The following is a 16,214-nucleotide window of genomic DNA, read 5'->3' on the forward strand; positions in this document are numbered from 1 at the left end:
TGACCTGCCCTGACTTCATGGACGGCCGAGGGTGCGGCCACATTCAGCCGATCGACGGCGACCTCGCAGCCGCACGGGCCGCCCTACGGAATCACCTGCAAGGTAGGCACGGCGGTTACATGTGGACGAGGGAGCAAGCCGAACGAGCTGCCCGCCAAGCCAAACCGAGATCGCTGGACACCGCCCGGCGGCTTCTCGCCAAGGCGCACCGCGATCACCTCGCCAAATGGGGCCGATGAGTGCCGCGCTGCCGGGAAGCCCCGGCCCCCGCCTCCTCGGCATATGGGAATCGCTCGACCCTGACGAGCGCGCCGTCTTCGAGCGGCACCTCCTCGAAGGCACTGCGGCCGAGGATCTCGTCTGGATTCTCGCCCGCTACGGACACCGCGTGTCCGCATCCACGATCCGTACGTACCGGCGCCGACTGCGCCAGGAAGAGAGCAAGCAAGCTTGAGTGACACCCTCCTCGACGACCTGCTCGCGAAGCCCGTGGGCCCCTCCACGCCAACTCGCCAGACCGACCCCGAGCGCGACTTCACTCGACAGATCGAGGTCACCGAGGACGCGGCCGAGGTCACCGTTCGAGGCCCTGCCGAGATGGACCCCAAGGGCACTGCGGCCACCGTCCTGCGATCGCAGGGCCTCGACCCGGAGCACTGGGAGGTGAAGGGCTTCCGCTCCTCGGAGTGGACCATGCCGAACGGCGAGATCGGCCTGAGCACACGCTTCTCCTTCACTCGCCGCCCACTCACCCTGGAAGGAGACCGGGAGGACATCTCGGAGCTGATCAGCGCGGTGGAGGCGTACATACCCCGCTGGCCAGTTGGAGGCCCTCCCGACGGCGACCACACCTTCGTGATCGCGCTCGGAGACATGCAGTTCGGCAAGGCGGACGGCGACGGCCCGGCCGGCACTCTCCGGCGCACGATCGACTGCCTGAACCGCGCGGCTGACCTCTTGGAGGTCTACCGCGACCGGTTCTCCATCGGCCACGTGCACGTCGCCTGGCTCGGAGATCACATCGAAGGGTTCGTGTCCCAGGGGGGCGCGCAGAGCTGGCGTACCTCGCTCACCCTCACCGAACAGATCCGCCTCGCCCGCAGGGTCATGCTGCACGCAGCCATGACCCTGGCCCCCCTTGCCCGGCGAGTCACGATGGCCGCCGTACCCGGCAACCACGGCGAAGCCGTGCGCTTCAACGGCCGGGGCATCACCCGCTACGACGACTCTCACGACACGGAAGCCCTTGTCGCGGTTCGCGACGCTCTCGCCCTGGCCCCGGAGGTGTACGGGCACGTCGAGTGCTTCGTGCCGGACTCCGACGAACTGACCGTCGTCGTCGACTGCTCTGGCACCGTCGTGGCCCATGCCCACGGCCATCAGTGGCGGCCTGGCAAGCACTGGGAGTGGTGGCGCGGCCAGGCATTCAACAAGCAGTCCGCGATGCACCAGGCCGACGTGCTCCTCGCAGGACATCTGCACCACGAACACGTCGACACCGACGGCCCGCGGACCTTCATCCAGCCCCCGGCCATGGAGTCCGAGTCGACGTGGTGGCGGCACGCGAAGGGCACCACGGGCGCCCCCGGCCTGGTGGTTGCCGTGACGAAGGACGGCTCGGTCCCTGTCAAGGAGGTGGTCCGATGACCGATGTCGCGGACTGGACGGTTCTCACGCCCGAGGTGACGGCGCTCGCGGGCCGGGCCGCCCGCCGAATCGCGGATGGCTACGAGGACACGCTCACCATGGAGTACGAGGACGCCCGGCAGGAGGCGCTCATCATCCTGGCAACGAAGCCGCACATGGTGAGCCAGTGCCTCACCGAACCCTCCCTCGGGCTCGGCGTCCTCTACCACCGCCTGGTCCTCGACCTCGTCGACCGCGTGAAGACCGAGGCCACACGCCGTATCTGGCACACCTCGTACGAAGCGGCCTGCGACGCAGCCGAGCGCGGTCGCCTGTGAGCGGGTACGATCGTCGGCTCGTCGAGACCCTGCTGCCGGCCGTCTGGAGCACGGAGACCGCGTACGGACTCCGCTCCCCCACTGCCCCGGACGCCGACATGCCGAAAGGGACGACCGACCCACGAAGCGCAGATGCCCTCTTCGCGCACCTTGCAGATATCCGGCGAGCGTGGAAGTCCTGTCCCCTGTCGCGCGGCGAACGTCGCGCCCTGTTCCTGCGGTACGCGCTCGACTGGCCGGACGAGCTGATCGCCGCCCGCGACCGCATCACGGGGCGAGCGGTCCGGTACCGACTGGAGCGGGGAATCGGGAAGATGGCCTGCTGGCTGTCCGGGCGGGACTACGTGGACGGGTACGAGTCGCTGGAGCAGGAAGGAGACTGAGCCCCTGAAGCCCTACCGTCGACGGCGCCCCGCGGACCATCGGGCGAGTCGTCGGCGGTAGGCACTAAGACGCCAACCGGCGACGCCCACTCTCCTACGGAAAGTGGGCGCTTGCGCAGTTCCAGTAGCGCGGTCAGGGAAGAAGGGTCGCCTGCCCCGCCCGCACACTCGTCGTAAAGAGCCGGTAGTCCTCCATGGACACGATCAGGACCTTTGCATCGGGGTCCCCGACGTCCTTGGAGTCACGCAGCGCCACAACGCCATCGACGAAGGCGACTTCCAGGCAATTGTTGCCGCCGTTGCTCAGTTCACTCTTGGCCCAGTCGGCAGAGGTCAGGTCAACCTGCTTTTTCATGAGTAGCAATCCTTGATCAAGTCGCTGATGAAGCGACGGGTCTGGTCCGCAGGGAGCGTCTGTTCAGTCAGAGAGTCGAGGGCAGACCGATACCGGTCCACGTCTCCCGCCTCCTCCAGGTAGACCGATCTCGTCTTGCCTTCGATCACGACGACCGGTGGTCCCGCAGAGAAGTGTAGAAGCTGGAATGGGCCGTCCGAACTGGCGTGGGCGCCAACATCGAACGGCAGGACGCGCACATCCACATTGTTGCGCTGTTCGGTCACTTCGAGGAGTCGTTCGAGTTGGGCTTTCATGACTGCCCGTCCTCCGACGACCCTCCGAAGGGCGGCTTCATCCAGAATGCAGGCGAAGGTGAGCGGCGTCTCGCGAGTAAGCGCGGCCTGGCGCGCCATCCTCAGCTCGACGAAGCGGGCCACCTCGCGCCGCGAAGGCCACACCTGACTCCGTTCCACGATCGAGAGCGCGTAGTCCTCGGTCTGGAGCAGGCCAGGGACAACCGTGAGGTAGCCCTCGGTCGCACAAGCCAGCTCCTCCAGGTGCAGATACTCCTCAAACCCTTCGGTCACGACGGCTTCGCGGTACTCGTCGAGCAGGCTCGTGCGCCGACCGCTGGCCGCGAGAGTGGCCATGGCCTTGATCGCCTGCCGGGTCGCTTCCTCCCGCACCCCGTAGACCTCAAGGAACGCGGTCAGGGCGAGCCCCTGAACCCTCTGCTTGCCATTCTCGATCTTGCTGAGAGTGGGTTTGCCCGAGAGTGCCAGACGATCTGCGGCTTCTTCCATCGAAAGCCCGGCGGCGCGGCGTAGAGACCGCAGGGCCGAGCCGAGCCTCCTGCGGTGGACGTTCGGTCTCGCTTCGGGCATGGCGCACCTCCTCGCGAGGCAGCGTACCGCCACGCCCGACCCTGCCCCACGTCAGGTCTTCGCTTTGAGCAACGTTTCGAATACTGGGGGGTTGCGCGCAACGTTTCTAATAGAGCATCGTTGCCCAAGTCGAGACAACGTCCCTGAGCCGCAGGGCAGTTGTCGCCGGTCCCGCCTGCCCTGCCCCCAGGGCTTCGGCATGACCTTCGGAGGCCCCGTGAGTACGACGGCGATCCGCAAAACCGCCATAGGAGAGCCCAGCTACAGGCAAGTCGTGGCGTGCAGCCCCGAGGCCGCTTCCACTGCACGACGCCTCGTTGCCACCGCCCTGGAGATGTGGGGCATACAGGATCTGTGCAGCGACGCGGCGCAGATCGCCTCTGAGCTGGCTACGAACGCCGTCGTTCACACGAAATGCCAGACGTTCCGGTTCTCCGTGGAGCTGCAAGAGGGTGGGGTCCGCATCAGCGCCGAGGACTCTGCGCTCGATGTTCTTCCCGCCCGCCGTGCCGCTGACGACAGCTCGTTGGGCGGACGGGGCCTCCACCTCGTCGACGCCCTATGCGCCCGCTGGGGATACGAACTACACCCCCAGAGCAAGACGGTGTGGGCTGAGCTGTGCGTCCCGGAGGCGGAGGGCTGATGGGGCAACAAGGCCAACGGTTCTTCCTGATCGGCCAGCCCGCCCGCCGCGGAATCGCCCCTCCGTTGGAGCAGCGGCCGACAGGCGAAGGCTGGACGCACCGACTCCCCGAGCCGGGCTTCGCGGTAGCTCCCGGGGTCGCTGCGGAAACAGGGATGTTACGCACGTTCCTGGAAGCGATGCGGCGAGACCTGACAGCCGGTAGGACACCGGTCCGTGTGACCGTCGTCGCGATCGAGGAAAGCGTTGAGTACCTGTTGAGCAGCCACCTCGACGAGGTGAAGGAGGGCGACCTCGACGCTGCGGTGGTCACACTCCGGGGATACCTGGGAGCGCTGGTCGAAGAGGCCGATGCAGTTCTGGACTTCGGCCGGGTGGTCGTGCGGGCCATGGTCGACCGGGCCCGGGGCGTCGCGGGCCGGGAGGGGGGTCGCAACAGCGCGGAGGTGCGCGAAGCGGCGAAGACGGCCCGCGATCTCTTGACCCTCATGAAGCAGGAGGGGTGGGAGGGCCCTAGAGCAGTCGACCCGGGGAGCAGTCCGTGATCAGCATCGTCGTCCCTGGAGCCGCGCCCAATGCTGTACTCGCAAAACGGGAGAGACCGTGTCCACTTTGTACCGCCAGGAACCGTCGGCCTACGACGGGGAGGACCCGAGCCGGGACGTCCCGGCCCTCCTCGCCTACCAGTTTGACCAACTGGGCATCGGGGATCACCTGACTCTCGTGGGCACCACGTACGGGTTGCCCATGGTGGACAACTTGGTACCTCCTGGGCTGGGCTGCTGCCGGGCCCGCGCGGTCGATGAGGCCCTGTGGCCGAAAGGTGCCGATCTGTGCGCCGTGGTCACCTGGAGCCCCGACCACGCCATCTCCCGGCGAGGCAATGCGGAGGAGTTGGCGGAGCACCGTCAGAAACGGACACCCGCCGTCTTGGAGGCTCTGGAGTCGCTGGGCTACACGGTGCGAATCCCGGGGCCACTCCAGGAGCACGAGACGCCGTGGGCTCCATCCAAGTTCTTCATCTATCGCTTGATGGAGGGCGCGGACCCAATTGAGTGGCCTGATGACGGGTGGGACCACCATGCGAAGCCAGGTGTCCGGCGGAGGATTTGGGAGCCGGATGAGTCGTCCCTGTGGCACCTGGAAAGCCTGATGGAGAAGGCCGGCCTCGCCGGACGGGACACCTACCTGCGGCGCTGGACGCCGATCTCCGGGGGGACGTACGGCTGCGCGGAGGTGGACCGTATCGAGTGGCCGCCGTACGCCTTCGTGTGCCTGCGTGTGTTCTGGAGGGCCTCGCAGGATGCCACCGCCAAGGACTGGGCTGCGGCCATGGTGAAGATCAAGCACTTCCTGCACGAACACGGCTACCTGACCAAAGAGCGGGCCCGACCGTGGAATCTGACCTTCGACCGGGACAGGCCGGAGGTCTTCGCCTACCGCACCGTCAAGCAGTCCAAGGAGGCAGGATGAGCCGCCAGCGGGCTCGCTGCCCCATCCATGGCCGGGCTCAGTCCAACGTGCAGAGGAACATCTGCCTGATCTGGTGCGAGCCGCCCCCGGTCCCCCTGGCCGAACGCATCCGACGCACCGCGTGGCGCTTGGAACAGTTCTGGGCTCGGCACGTCACGGACAGGGAAGCGTGCCGTCGGCTCGACCGCCTGCGTCTCCTGGCGCCTGAGCATCCCTGGTCCCCCGAAGAGGGCCTGGGGCGGGCTCGAAGGAACACCTCCGCCCGCGCGGAGGGCCTCCCCAGCGAGCCGCCTGCCGACTGAAAGGACTTCCGCTGCTGGGGGAAGTCCCGGGCGTGGGGGCCACACTCACACCTCGCGCCACCGGCAGCGGATGCCCGACCTGGCGTGACGGCCAGAGTCGGGCGCACGTCAGAGAAACCGATTACGAAGGAAAAGCGCAGTGATAGGCAGGACATCACTCTCCCAAGAAGGGCGCGCTGAAGGATGCCGCCAGCGCGGGCAGAGCTAGAGCAGAGGTGCGGAGGCCGGTCGTGCTCACCAACTTGATCCCGTTTCCGTCGCGACGCCGCAGCCCGCGCGAGTCTGAAGGCCCCCTGGCTGAAGGGGCAAGGCGGCGTCTGTTCTCCGTCTCGTCCGAGTCGGCCATCGTCGGCCGGGAAACCGGCCGGATGTGCGGCGCGCTCCGGAAGCTCTCACCGGCTCAGATCGAGTGCGCGCGGAAGCTCTTTCCGGTCTTCAGCAATACGGAGCACGGCGACATCACCACAGCCGCGCTCTGCGAACTGGAGGAGCACGACGGCCCGCACCGCGGCTTCGTCGTACCCCTCATGCACGCCGCCGCCGTCTGGGCGGAGTGGACCGACACGTCCACCAGGACCATGTTGCGCGCCCGGCCGGACTGCGGCTCACGCATCTGGGTCGACGGGCAGCCCGACGACTGCGTCCTGTTCGCCAGCCACCCCGGCTTGTGCACCCACAGCTACGCCTCACTGGACATGACGGCGTATTGACCGCCCGGCCCACCGTGGGCCGAGTCGAGAATGGATGGAAGGAAGACAACTTCGTGGAACTCATCGCACAGTTACCCCTTCAGACCGTACTTCCCATGGATGCCGCCCCCACGGGCGCGCGCCCGTACGCGCTGGGTGGCGCACGCTTCACCGCAGCCTCCCCCGCGTCGGCGTCGAGCCTGGGTCTGCCGGCATACGATCCCGTACGGCAGACGGCCGCCTACCAGGACGGCACTCCGCTGACCACGATGGCGACCTCCAAGAAGACGAACCCGGACGGGGACATCAAGAACCCTCCGCCGCATGACGAAGGCGCGGACCCTGGCTGCTTCGAGTGAACTCAACAGTCCTGATCGTGGACGGCCCCTTCGAGGCGGGTACCGACCTCGTCGCGGAGGGGCTGTCCGCAGCCAACGTTCCGGTTTTCCGGATGGACACGGCTGACTTCCCGCACGCACTGGAGCTGAGCGCCTCGTTCACGGACGGCGAATGGTCGGGGCGCCTTAGCAACCCCCACCGCCGAGTCGATCTGGCCGAGGTGCGGGCGGTGTACTGGAATCGGCCGCGCCTGTTCGAGTTCCCCGAGTTGTCAGCCTCGGACGCCCACTGGGCGCGAGGGGCTGCCCGGATCGGGCTGGGCGGAGTGCTGACAAGCCTGGAGGCCCGGTGGATGAATCATCCGGCCAGAGCGTCGGCCGCCGAGTTCAAGCCCCGGCAGCTCAAGGTGGCCCGCGCGTCCGGGCTGTCCGTGCCACGCACCCTGATCACCAACTCAACCGACCAAGTCCGGGCATTCGCGGCCGGGCTTGGCGGGGCCCCGGTCATCACCAAACCGCTCGGAATGCCGACAGTTGTTCACCAGACCGGATTGGAGACGATGTATACCCGGGCCGTCGACTTGGGCGACTTGAAGGGAATCCACCTGACCGCGCACCTGTTCCAGGAACAGGTCCCCAAGGAATTCGAAGTTCGCACCGTCGTCATTGACGGGGCATGTCACAGCGTGCGGATCGACACCGACAGCGCCGCCGCCGAGCACGATTGGCGAGCGGATTACGACTCGCTGAAGTACACCCCCATCAGAACCCCGTGCGCCGTCCAGGAAGGCGTCCGCCGGTACATGGACGCGATGGGCCTCGCCTATGCGTCACTGGACTTCATCGTTCGACCGGACCGGGCTTGGATCTTCCTGGAGGCGAACGCCTCGGGCCAGTGGGCCTGGCTACACAACGAACTGCCCCTCACTTCCATGTTCGTACACACACTGGAGAAATGGTGCAAGACATGAGCTGGCGAACTCTCGCCAATGCGCTCGCCGACTCCCTGGAGGCGAGTGGCGATCTCTCCTCTGCCCACTGGCGCCGGGCTGTGGAGGAAACCCCACGGCACTACTTCGTCCCCTCGTACTACCTCCCCGATGCCGGCACGCTCACCACCTGGCGGAAGCTCACCGAGGCGGATGGTGACGAGTGGCTGACGACGGCCTACAAAACCCGCACGCTGGTCACCCAGTTCAGCGAGCCGGGCAGCGGAGTACCGACTTCGTCGAGCACCACTCCGAGCCTTGTAGTGAGGATGCTCGAACTCCTGAATGTCCGGACCACCGACGATGTCTTGGACCTGGGAACGGGAACCGGCTATCAGACCGCGTTGCTCGCTCACCGGCTCACCGGCTCCCAGCAGCTCGTGTCGGCGGACATCGACCCCGCGCTGACGAGCGCCGCCGCCGAGGTGCTCTCGCGGCTCGGACACACTCCGCAGCTCCGGACCGTGGACGCGATGGTGGAGGAGTGGGGGTGCACCTTCGACAGGGTCATCGCGTCCTGCGCGCTCCCCCGGATCAACGGCTCGCTCCGGAACGCGGTCCGGGACGGGGGGCGCCTGATCGCCAACCTCTTCCCTCCACTGAACAACACACTCGTCGTTCTGGACCGCCAGCCGAACGGCTGCCTGGAGGGACGCTTCCACGGGGACGGCGGCTCATTCATGGCCGCCCGCTCTCGCGGCGGCCCCCCAGCCCCCAACGCTGGGCAGTCGTCGTACGCCAGTGGCACGACGAACGTTCCGATCGCGGCGTTCGACAACTACCACTTCCAGTTCCTCTTGGCGGCCCATCTTCCCGGAGCGGAACTTCAGTACGGCTACGAAGGGGACGTCGCCACGAGGCGGGTAGTCCTGCCCGGTGACAATTGGGCCGAGGTGACGTACGACGGCGCGAAGCCCTCGACGTGGTCGGAGGCCGGAGGGCAAGGCGTCTGGGAATCCGTCGAACGCTGGTGGAGGTGGTTCACCGACCACGGCCAGCCGACATGGGACCGGTTCGGCCTGACCGTGACACCTGAAGATGCCCACGTGCTGTGGTTCGAGGACCCTGCGGGAGCGGACGTCTGGGCACTGGTCTGACGGTCCCAGCGGGCCACGCTGCAACCACTGCGAAGGGGCCTAGGCGGGGCCATGCGCACTCGTGACACCGCCATGAGCCGCCGCCCCAGCCTCGGCCTCCTGGACACCCCCGGGCGCTCCACCTTCCACCGGTACCGCGTCCGGGGGTGCGGCGGTCAAGCCCGCTGGTGCCGAGCTTCCGATTCCGGCCTGGCCTGAATCCTTGGACGCCCGCATCACTGCATTCGGGTCTGGAAAGGAGCGCCTGGTGGTGGCGGGCGGCTCGGTCTCAACGAACAGGTCAGGAAGCACCGCGTCTATGAGTGCAGAGAGCGTGGAGCCCGACGAGTGATCTTCTGCTGCGGGGCGATGCCCGCCCCGCTCATTCGACTCGCCCGAATCGGAACCGGCCGAATTGCCGTGCGATAGGGCGTCCTCGCCGGGCGCCATTTCTCGATAGGTCACCTTGGAGGTCGCGTCATCTCTATGAAGAAGCTTTGGCACCTTTGGCTGTGGGCGGGGTGGGTGTATTGGGTACACAAGGCGAGTCGGGGGGTCGCTCTCCCCATACGCGAGGAGGCGAGCCTCCTGCTCTGAGGCTCCTCTGCGATCCGCCTCGGCCATCACAGCTCGCCGCTGTTCGTCGGTGAGCGGGACTCCGGCGATTCCGCCCGCGCCGTCAAAGTAGGTCGGCACATACCCTGCGGCCGAGTCATTACGGTATACGCCAGCCTCGGCAGCTTCCTCGGGTCGAGGGCTCGGAGACCCTTCTTCCGTTCGAGCCTGGGCGAATCCGAAAGTACCGACGTAAAGGATCACTGCGCCTAGCGCCCCCCAGGCCGCAGTTCTGCCCCTCCCTTTTTTCTTGCACTCGTCCACCGTGCGGTCCTCTGCGGGTAGGGGGGTGTGCGAACGTGACACGGGAGAGCCTTTCAAGCGGATTTCGTAGCTCCACTTCTAGCACCCGGGGGCGGCTTTAAAAAGGGCCTTCCGATATTTGATCTTTCGCTTCGCCTTAAGGGGTCCCTCAGCTTTACTGAACGCCAAGTGAGTCCGTCGCGACTTGCGAGGACTCCAGTTGGGCACCGTGACCAACGCATGACCAGCAGCGGTCACGAGCGGCCGAAAAGACCCAGAAACAGGCCGCACCCGCAACGGTTGAAGCCCCCCGACCAGGGCGCAAAATGCCTGCTCAGGGGGCCTCTAGGGGACTACTCAGGCCGGGGGTGGCGGCCCCGGTCGTTGCCACAGCGGCGGTAGGACGGGCTTCGGAGCGCATGAGCGCACGGCCCCCACCAGCGGTTATTCCTCTTCCGACCGGCCGCGCGCCGGTGCGCGCCACCCGCGCGATCCAGTCGGCGCCGTGCCCGGCGGAGCAGGTCGCACGGGTCGGAACCCACCGCTCAGTTCCGGCCACGGGCCCGCCGTGAGACCACGGCACGCAGTATGCGCCGCCCCTCGGTCGTCGCCCCGTGCACCTGACGCAGCCCGGCGGCACCCCGGCCCGCGAGCAGCTCCAGGATCACGATCTGTCTTCGCAGTTCGGCGGCGGCCAGCGGGGACAGTCCGTCGGCCCCGCCGGCGCGGGACGCGGTGAGCCGGTCGTCGGCCGGGTCCGCGCCGTCCCCGGAGGCTTCCCCCCGGTCCCCGACCGGATCGAGGAGCCGGTGCACACGGAGCGCGGACAGCGAGCAGAGGTCGGCCCACTCCCGCAGCCGCGCGTCCGGCGGGCCGCCGCCCTGGAGCTTGTCGGGGAGGTCGGCGGGCGCGGCGGCCAGCATCCGCAGCGCGAGCACGGCCGCCCCGTCCGCGACGGGCGCCGCTTCGCCGGGGCCGGGCTCCGGGACCAGCACGGCCCGCGCCCGTTCCAGCCGGTCACCCCACTCGACGGCGTCCCCGCCCTCGCCGAGGCTCGCCCACAGCGGGCGGAGCACCTCGTCGTCACCGCCGAGCAGCGGGACGCAGCGGTCCAGGCAGCCGAGGCCGCTCGCGGCGAGCCCCCGCTCGTCCGCTCCTGAGATCAGTTCGACCAGGCTCATCACGCCTCCAGTGGCACCGGAGCGGCGCCCTCGGGCGGAGGCCGCACTTGTCCTTTCTGCGTGCGACGCACCGGTAGCGTCACAGGCGTACCACTCCGAGGCGGTCCAGGAACCGGAAGAAGAGTTGCTCGGCGGACGGATCGGCGGGCGCGCCCAGCACCTCCGCGATCGGTCCGGCCGGTACGGTCGCGCCTCCCTCGGCGGCCCAGACGACCGCGCGTCGCGCCGCGTCGGCGGGGACCAGGAAATAGTCCTCCAGCGCGCGCTCGTCGCGTCCGAGGTGGTCGGCCATCGCGTTCCGGTCGAGACAGGTGGTCCAGCCGCCGCTGTCCGGGGCCGCCGCCTCCACCACGACACAGGCGCTGTCCATGACGTACCCGAACAGTGCGGGCGACCCGGTCTCCAGCGCGAGGGCGTTCATACTGCCGATGGTCGTGCCGTCCTCGCCGCCCCGGCACTCCCACACCTGCCAGCCGTCGGCGCGCCGTTCGAGGAGCGCCAGTTCGTCACGTACGGAGGCGAGCGCGTCCGCGCTGTCGAGCGCCTGCCCGCTCCGGCCCACGACGTAGTAGCCCCAGTGACCCATCCGATCCGTCCCCCGTCGCCGTGCTCGGTGCGCCGTACCGTCGGCGCGGTGTTCCGCCCGGTGCGTGTTCCGTCGGCCGCTCGTTCCGTGGCCGCGGTGCTCCGCCCGGTGCAGCGACCAGACCACCACAGCGGCGGGGCGTACGCCACCCGAAGTGCGCTTCCGGTGGATCGGACGTGTGAACGTCACCGTTCCTTGTGCGCTCCCGGCGCCCGGTGGCGGGATTCGTACGTTCCCGGGGGGAGCGCGGCTGCGGAGAACCACGTCACCGGGGGTACGACGATGATCGCGAGCGGGACGGGCCGTCCGCCGTAGCCGGATGTCGTCGTCCCGGGGGTGGCGGCCGGACGGCGTGCGGGGCGGACGGTGCCATCCGTGCGGCGGCCGGTGGACGGCATCCCGCGTGGCGACGCCCGGGGGCCGGTCCCGCCGGAGACCGGCCGTACGGGGAGCGGTCTCAGTCGACGCGGTCCGCGAGGGCCACGAAACCGTCCCAGGGCAGGGGCGGCTCGTCCGGCTCCCACAGCTTCTGCGCCGTCGCGCGCAGCGGCATCCGGACCCCGGCCGCCACCTGTCCCTGGCTCTGGGCGTTCGCGAGGTCGCACCAGACGGCGAACACCCCGCCGAGGATCTGCCCGGCGTAGCGCTGCTCGACCGGCCGGGTGCCCCGCAGCACCAGCGGCGTCCACTCCTCGTAGATCCGCCGTCCGGTCGGGTACGTGAAGTCGTTGGGCTCGCCGAGCACGTAGTAGAGGTACTCGTCGTTGTAGTTGATCACCTCACGGCCCTCGGCCAGATACTCGGCGGGCGGCCGGGCGCCGATCTCCTTGCCCGTCCAGTACGCGGTCACGATGTCCTCGGCGGGCTGGACCGTGCCACCCCGGTAGAAGCCGTCGTTCCAGGCGCGCGGCACCCGCTCGCGGTCGCGCACCACGTCCGCGCGGTCGTCGAGCCAGCCCGTGGCGAGGTCCTCGACGGTGGCGTCCGGCCCGTACTTCTCCCGGGCCGCCGCCGCGAGCGCGGGATAGCGGGCGGCCGGGTCGCCCGCGAACAGCGCGGGGTACTCGTCACCGCCGACATGCCAGTACGGACCGGGGAACAGTTCGGTGTACTCGGCCAGCAGCTCGTCCACGATCCGCGCGGCGGCGGGGTTCGCGATGTCGACCGCGCCCTTCGGGGCGGCCCCGCCCGTGCCGCGGAGCTGGAGCTCGGGGTAGGCGGCGATCACCGCGCCGAGATGTCCCGGTGAGTCGATCTCCGGGACGACCGCGATGTGCCGGGCGGCGGCGAGCGCGAGGATACGGCGCACCTCCGCCTTGGTCAGATGGTCCCGGGACACCACCTCGGGATGGGAGTCCGACGCGATACGGAAGCCCTGGTCGTCGGAGAAGTGCAGCCCCAGCTCGTTGTACTTGAGGTCGCCCAGCTCCTTTATCCGGTCCTCGATCCAGTCCGCGGTGAACGGTTTGCGGGCGATGTCGAGCATGAAGCCGCGGCGCGGCTTGGCGGGCTCGTCCCGCACTACCCCCTCCGGGGCGGCGCCCGTGGCGCGGACCTCCTGCTTGAGGGTGCGGGTGCCGTAGAAGACACCGCGTTCGGTGGACGCGGCTATCCGGACCCGGTCGTCCCGCACGGTCAGGGTGTACGCCTCGGCGCCGTCCGTGCCGCCGGTGTCCTCGGTGCTCCCGGTGTCCCCGGTGAGCGCCAGTTCCACGTCACCGGCGCGGGCCGGGGCCCGTCCGGCGTACGTCAGCCCCAGTTCGGAGGCGGTGAGCCTGCCCTCGTCCGCGAGGGACTGCCCGCCCACGACGAGCCGCGCCCCGTCCCTCGGCCGCCACCCCGGACCACGGGCCGCGGAGTGCTCACGGACGGACGGTATGACCTGCGGCGCCTTGGAGAGCGGGTACGTGGGGGCGGGCGAGGTGGTGCCGGAACGCTGCGGAGCCGTCGTCCCGGACGAGCGGGCCGGGGTGGGACCGCTCCCGCCGGTGGACCACAGGGCGACCAGGGTGCCGCCCCCGGCGACGAGCACGGCCAGCACCAGGGCGACGACGAGCACCCGGCGCGAACGCCACCGGGGGCGGCCGGGACCGCCCGGCCCACCGTGTCCGCCCCCGCCACCGGGGCCGCCTGGGCCATCGGGACCGCCGGGAGCACCTGGCCCGCCGGGGTCACGCGGACCGCCGGTACCGCCCGGACCGCCAGGGGCACCGGGACCGCCGGGAGCACCCGGGTCACCTGGACCGCCACGGCTGCCCGCTCCCGTACCCGTACCGGCTCCCGTACCCGTACCCGCTCCTGTTCCCGATCCCCCGTCCGTGCCGGAACCTCCGTGGTCCACCTCGTTCATGCGTACGACCCTCTCCCGCCCCCGGGTGAACCGCACTTCGGGGGCGTCCCTATCATCGGCAGGTGGCCACGATCCACGAGCGTCCACACGGCAAGGGCAAACTCTTCCGTTCGGGTGAAATTCGCGCACCCGTCGGACACCCCGGGCCCCGGCTCGCTAGCGTTGCCGCACCGAACCCGCGTCGCCCGTGCTTCTTCCCGTACCCGGTGCACGCCCCGCTCCTCGCGTTCGTTCGCTTCCCCGAGTCGCCGCGTTCCCCGCATTCCCCGTATCCGCAGTCCCCGCACATCCCGCAGTTCCCGTAGGTCCCGCAGTTCCCGTACGTCCCGTACGTCCCGCAGTTCCCGTACGTTTCGCGACACCCCCGCCGACACCAGGCACCGCCGAACCCGGCACCGCCGCCTCGCGCCTAGGAGCAACACTGCCCTCCCAAGGGTTTCCACGACCGCCCGGTCGCGCCGCCGTACCGTCCCAGCAGCGGACCCCCGCGCCCGCTCCGCCGCCCGTCACGCCCGCCGGACTCGTGCGGCTGAACACCGCCGCCCCGGCCGACGCGCTGACCGCCTTCCTCGGCTGCTGCGCCAGCCACCGCTGGGCCCAGCGGCTCACCGCGCACCGGCCCTACCGCGATCTGGAGACCCTGCTGGCCGCGGCCGACGAGGCGGCGTACGACCTCGCCCACGCCGACCTCACGGAAGCGCTCGCGCGCGAGTCCCGCACGCATCCCGCGGGCGGGCCCGGCCAGGGGTACTCGGCCGCCGACACCGCGCTGAGCGCCGCGCACGCCGCGTACGAGAGCCGGTTCGGACACGCGTTCGTGCTCTGTCTCGACGACTGCCCGCCCGAGGAAACCCTCGACCGGGTCCTCGCGGCCATCCGCACCCGGCTCGGCCACGACCCCGACGACGAGCGGGCGGTGACCGCGGAGGAACTGCGGCGGCTCGCCCGGGGCCGGCTCACCCGGCTGTCGCGTACGGGTCCGGTGGACGACGACAGGGTCTTTTCGGACACCGGCCCGGCGGACCCGGCGATTCCGGAGGGGACGGGGTCCGGCCAGGAAGGCCGGAAATCGACCGGTTCGGGCCGTCCCGATAGCCCGTACGCATCAGTTTGATTGCCTGTTTGATCACACCGCCGGGCCCCGCGTGAACGTTCCGACAACACGTCGCTACGATGGCCGGGGCCGGTGGACCGTACCCGGCCGGGCCAGACCGACACCCCAAGCCGGCAGGCCCTGATCCCCGCTCCCGGAGGGTTCTTCCGTGCCGGCTGGAACGCTGTACCGCGGCCGGGAAGGAATGTGGTCCTGGGTGGCTCATCGAGTCACCGGCGTCCTCATCTTCTTCTTCCTGTTCGTACATGTGCTGGACACCGCCCTCGTGCGGGTCTCCCCCGAGGCGTACGACGAAGTCGTCGCCACCTACAAGACGCCGCTCGTCGCGCTGCTGGAATACGGCCTCGTCGCCGCAGTCCTCTTCCACGCGCTCAACGGCCTGCGGGTCATCGCCGTCGACTTCTGGTCGAAGGGTCCCCGCTACCAGAAGCAGATGCTGTGGACCGTGGTCGGCATCTGGGCCGTGCTGATGGTCGGGGCCCTGTACCCCGTGCTCGGCCACGCCGTACGTGAAGTCTTCGGGAGCTGACGCGCATGTCGACCGATCTCTCCGCACAGTCCCCCGGCACCGCCGGGGTGGGCGCCGTCGAGGGCGCGCCGCTCTACGACGCCGACAACCCGGCGCCGCTGATCGAGGCCCCGCGCAAGCGCACCGGCCGCACCCCCAAGTCGACCCGCGGCAACTTCGAGCTGTACGGGTGGCTGTTCATGCGCCTGTCCGGCATCGTGCTCGTCGTGCTGGTCCTCGGACACCTGCTGATCCAGCTGGTGCTCGACGGCGGTGTGTCCAAGATCGGCTTCGCCTTCGTGGCGGGCCGCTGGGCCTCCCCGTGGTGGCAGACCTGGGACCTGGTGATGCTGTGGCTCGCCATGCTGCACGGCGGCAACGGCCTGCGCACGGTCATCAACGACTACGCCGAGCGCGCCGGCACCCGGCTGTGGCTGAAGGGCCTGCTCTACACCGCGACGGTGTTCACGATCCTGCTGGGCACGCTGGTGATCTTCACCTTCGACCCGAACATCCGCTAGGCACGGGGCTGAGGCAAC

At 69.3% G+C, this 16,214-nt stretch carries 19 protein-coding genes; 14 read left to right on the plus strand and 5 right to left on the minus strand.

Features of this window, described 5'->3' with window-relative positions; all coding sequences use genetic code 11:
- The first annotated feature begins 226 nt into the window (after nt 1-226).
- From OG711_RS15610 to OG711_RS15625, 4 genes are read left to right on the plus strand one after another with little or no spacing between them, the layout of a single operon-like run.
- Entirely contained in the window at nt 227-454 is a 228-nt protein-coding gene (locus tag OG711_RS15610) for a hypothetical protein (RefSeq protein ID WP_329559521.1), read from the plus strand.
- On the plus strand, nt 451-1,647 hold the full coding sequence (locus OG711_RS15615) for a hypothetical protein (RefSeq protein WP_329022471.1): 1,197 nt from the start codon (nt 451-453) through the stop codon (nt 1,645-1,647). The genes OG711_RS15610 and OG711_RS15615 overlap by 4 nt, the downstream gene beginning before the upstream one ends.
- Nucleotides 1,644-1,964, plus strand: a complete 321-nt coding sequence (locus OG711_RS15620) for a hypothetical protein (protein ID WP_329022470.1) — start codon at nt 1,644-1,646, stop codon at nt 1,962-1,964. Before OG711_RS15615 ends, OG711_RS15620 begins: the two co-directional genes overlap by 4 nt.
- Nucleotides 1,961-2,347: a hypothetical protein gene (locus OG711_RS15625; protein ID WP_329022468.1), complete on the plus strand. Its 387-nt coding sequence runs from the start codon at nt 1,961-1,963 to the stop codon at nt 2,345-2,347. The genes OG711_RS15620 and OG711_RS15625 overlap by 4 nt, the downstream gene beginning before the upstream one ends.
- Before the next feature lie 133 nt (nt 2,348-2,480).
- Here the strand turns inward: OG711_RS15625 and OG711_RS15630 are convergent, their stop codons facing one another.
- Nucleotides 2,481-2,702, minus strand: a complete 222-nt coding sequence (locus tag OG711_RS15630; protein ID WP_329022465.1) for a DUF397 domain-containing protein — start codon at nt 2,700-2,702, stop codon at nt 2,481-2,483.
- Nucleotides 2,699-3,568 (minus strand): helix-turn-helix domain-containing protein, encoded by an 870-nt coding sequence (locus tag OG711_RS15635; protein WP_329022463.1) that lies wholly within the window; start codon nt 3,566-3,568, stop codon nt 2,699-2,701. The genes OG711_RS15630 and OG711_RS15635 overlap by 4 nt, the downstream gene beginning before the upstream one ends.
- 217 nt (nt 3,569-3,785) lie before the next feature.
- Here OG711_RS15635 and OG711_RS15640 point away from each other — a divergent pair, with 217 nt between their 5' ends.
- The 7 genes from OG711_RS15640 (at nt 3,786) to OG711_RS15670 (ending at nt 9,099) form a co-directional block, all read left to right on the plus strand.
- Nucleotides 3,786-4,211, plus strand: a complete 426-nt coding sequence (locus OG711_RS15640) for an ATP-binding protein (protein ID WP_329022461.1) — start codon at nt 3,786-3,788, stop codon at nt 4,209-4,211.
- A 218-nt stretch (nt 4,212-4,429) separates the two neighbouring features.
- Complete coding sequence (locus OG711_RS15645) at nt 4,430-4,756, plus strand: DUF6415 family natural product biosynthesis protein (RefSeq protein WP_329559522.1); 327 nt, start codon at nt 4,430-4,432, stop codon at nt 4,754-4,756.
- Between the two features lie 58 nt (nt 4,757-4,814).
- A complete protein-coding gene (locus tag OG711_RS15650; protein WP_329022456.1) occupies nt 4,815-5,684 on the plus strand; it encodes a hypothetical protein in 870 nt (289 codons plus the stop codon).
- A gap of 670 nt (nt 5,685-6,354) precedes the next feature.
- The gene (locus OG711_RS15655; RefSeq protein ID WP_329559523.1) at nt 6,355-6,696 is read left to right on the plus strand and encodes a hypothetical protein; all 342 of its coding nucleotides are present in this window, start codon (nt 6,355-6,357) and stop codon (nt 6,694-6,696) included.
- Nucleotides 6,697-6,791: 95 nt separating this feature from the next.
- The gene (tgmA, locus tag OG711_RS15660) at nt 6,792-7,034 is read left to right on the plus strand and encodes a putative ATP-grasp-modified RiPP (RefSeq protein WP_329559524.1); all 243 of its coding nucleotides are present in this window, start codon (nt 6,792-6,794) and stop codon (nt 7,032-7,034) included.
- A 17-nt stretch (nt 7,035-7,051) separates the two neighbouring features.
- Nucleotides 7,052-7,984 (plus strand): MvdC/MvdD family ATP grasp protein, encoded by a 933-nt coding sequence (locus tag OG711_RS15665; protein WP_329559525.1) that lies wholly within the window; start codon nt 7,052-7,054, stop codon nt 7,982-7,984.
- Nucleotides 7,981-9,099, plus strand: coding sequence for a methyltransferase domain-containing protein (locus tag OG711_RS15670; protein ID WP_329022447.1), 1,119 nt, complete (start codon nt 7,981-7,983; stop codon nt 9,097-9,099). The genes OG711_RS15665 and OG711_RS15670 overlap by 4 nt, the downstream gene beginning before the upstream one ends.
- 1,382 nt (nt 9,100-10,481) lie before the next feature.
- On the opposite strand, the gene OG711_RS15675 is transcribed toward OG711_RS15670, so the two are convergent.
- The 3 genes from OG711_RS15675 to OG711_RS15685 all read right to left on the minus strand — a co-directional run bounded on the left by OG711_RS15675 (nt 10,482) and on the right by OG711_RS15685 (nt 13,762).
- Complete coding sequence (locus tag OG711_RS15675; RefSeq protein WP_266508692.1) at nt 10,482-11,117, minus strand: hypothetical protein; 636 nt, start codon at nt 11,115-11,117, stop codon at nt 10,482-10,484.
- 79 nt (nt 11,118-11,196) lie between these two features.
- A complete protein-coding gene (locus OG711_RS15680) occupies nt 11,197-11,703 on the minus strand; it encodes a hypothetical protein (protein ID WP_073784054.1) in 507 nt (168 codons plus the stop codon).
- A 457-nt stretch (nt 11,704-12,160) separates the two neighbouring features.
- Nucleotides 12,161-13,762, minus strand: coding sequence for a beta-N-acetylhexosaminidase (locus OG711_RS15685; protein ID WP_266508695.1), 1,602 nt, complete (start codon nt 13,760-13,762; stop codon nt 12,161-12,163).
- A gap of 814 nt (nt 13,763-14,576) precedes the next feature.
- Between OG711_RS15685 and OG711_RS15690 the strand changes: the two genes are divergently transcribed.
- The 3 genes from OG711_RS15690 (at nt 14,577) to OG711_RS15700 (ending at nt 16,196) form a co-directional block, all read left to right on the plus strand.
- Complete coding sequence (locus OG711_RS15690) at nt 14,577-15,167, plus strand: 2-oxo-4-hydroxy-4-carboxy-5-ureidoimidazoline decarboxylase (RefSeq protein ID WP_399546229.1); 591 nt, start codon at nt 14,577-14,579, stop codon at nt 15,165-15,167.
- A gap of 148 nt (nt 15,168-15,315) precedes the next feature.
- Nucleotides 15,316-15,696, plus strand: coding sequence for a succinate dehydrogenase, cytochrome b556 subunit (gene sdhC, locus OG711_RS15695; protein WP_073784048.1), 381 nt, complete (start codon nt 15,316-15,318; stop codon nt 15,694-15,696).
- A 5-nt stretch (nt 15,697-15,701) separates the two neighbouring features.
- Nucleotides 15,702-16,196, plus strand: coding sequence for a succinate dehydrogenase hydrophobic membrane anchor subunit (locus OG711_RS15700; RefSeq protein WP_073783999.1), 495 nt, complete (start codon nt 15,702-15,704; stop codon nt 16,194-16,196).
- Nucleotides 16,197-16,214: the final 18 nt, after the last annotated feature.

The sequence above is a fragment of the Streptomyces uncialis genome (assembly GCF_036250755.1).
Classification (GTDB): domain Bacteria; phylum Actinomycetota; class Actinomycetes; order Streptomycetales; family Streptomycetaceae; genus Streptomyces; species Streptomyces uncialis.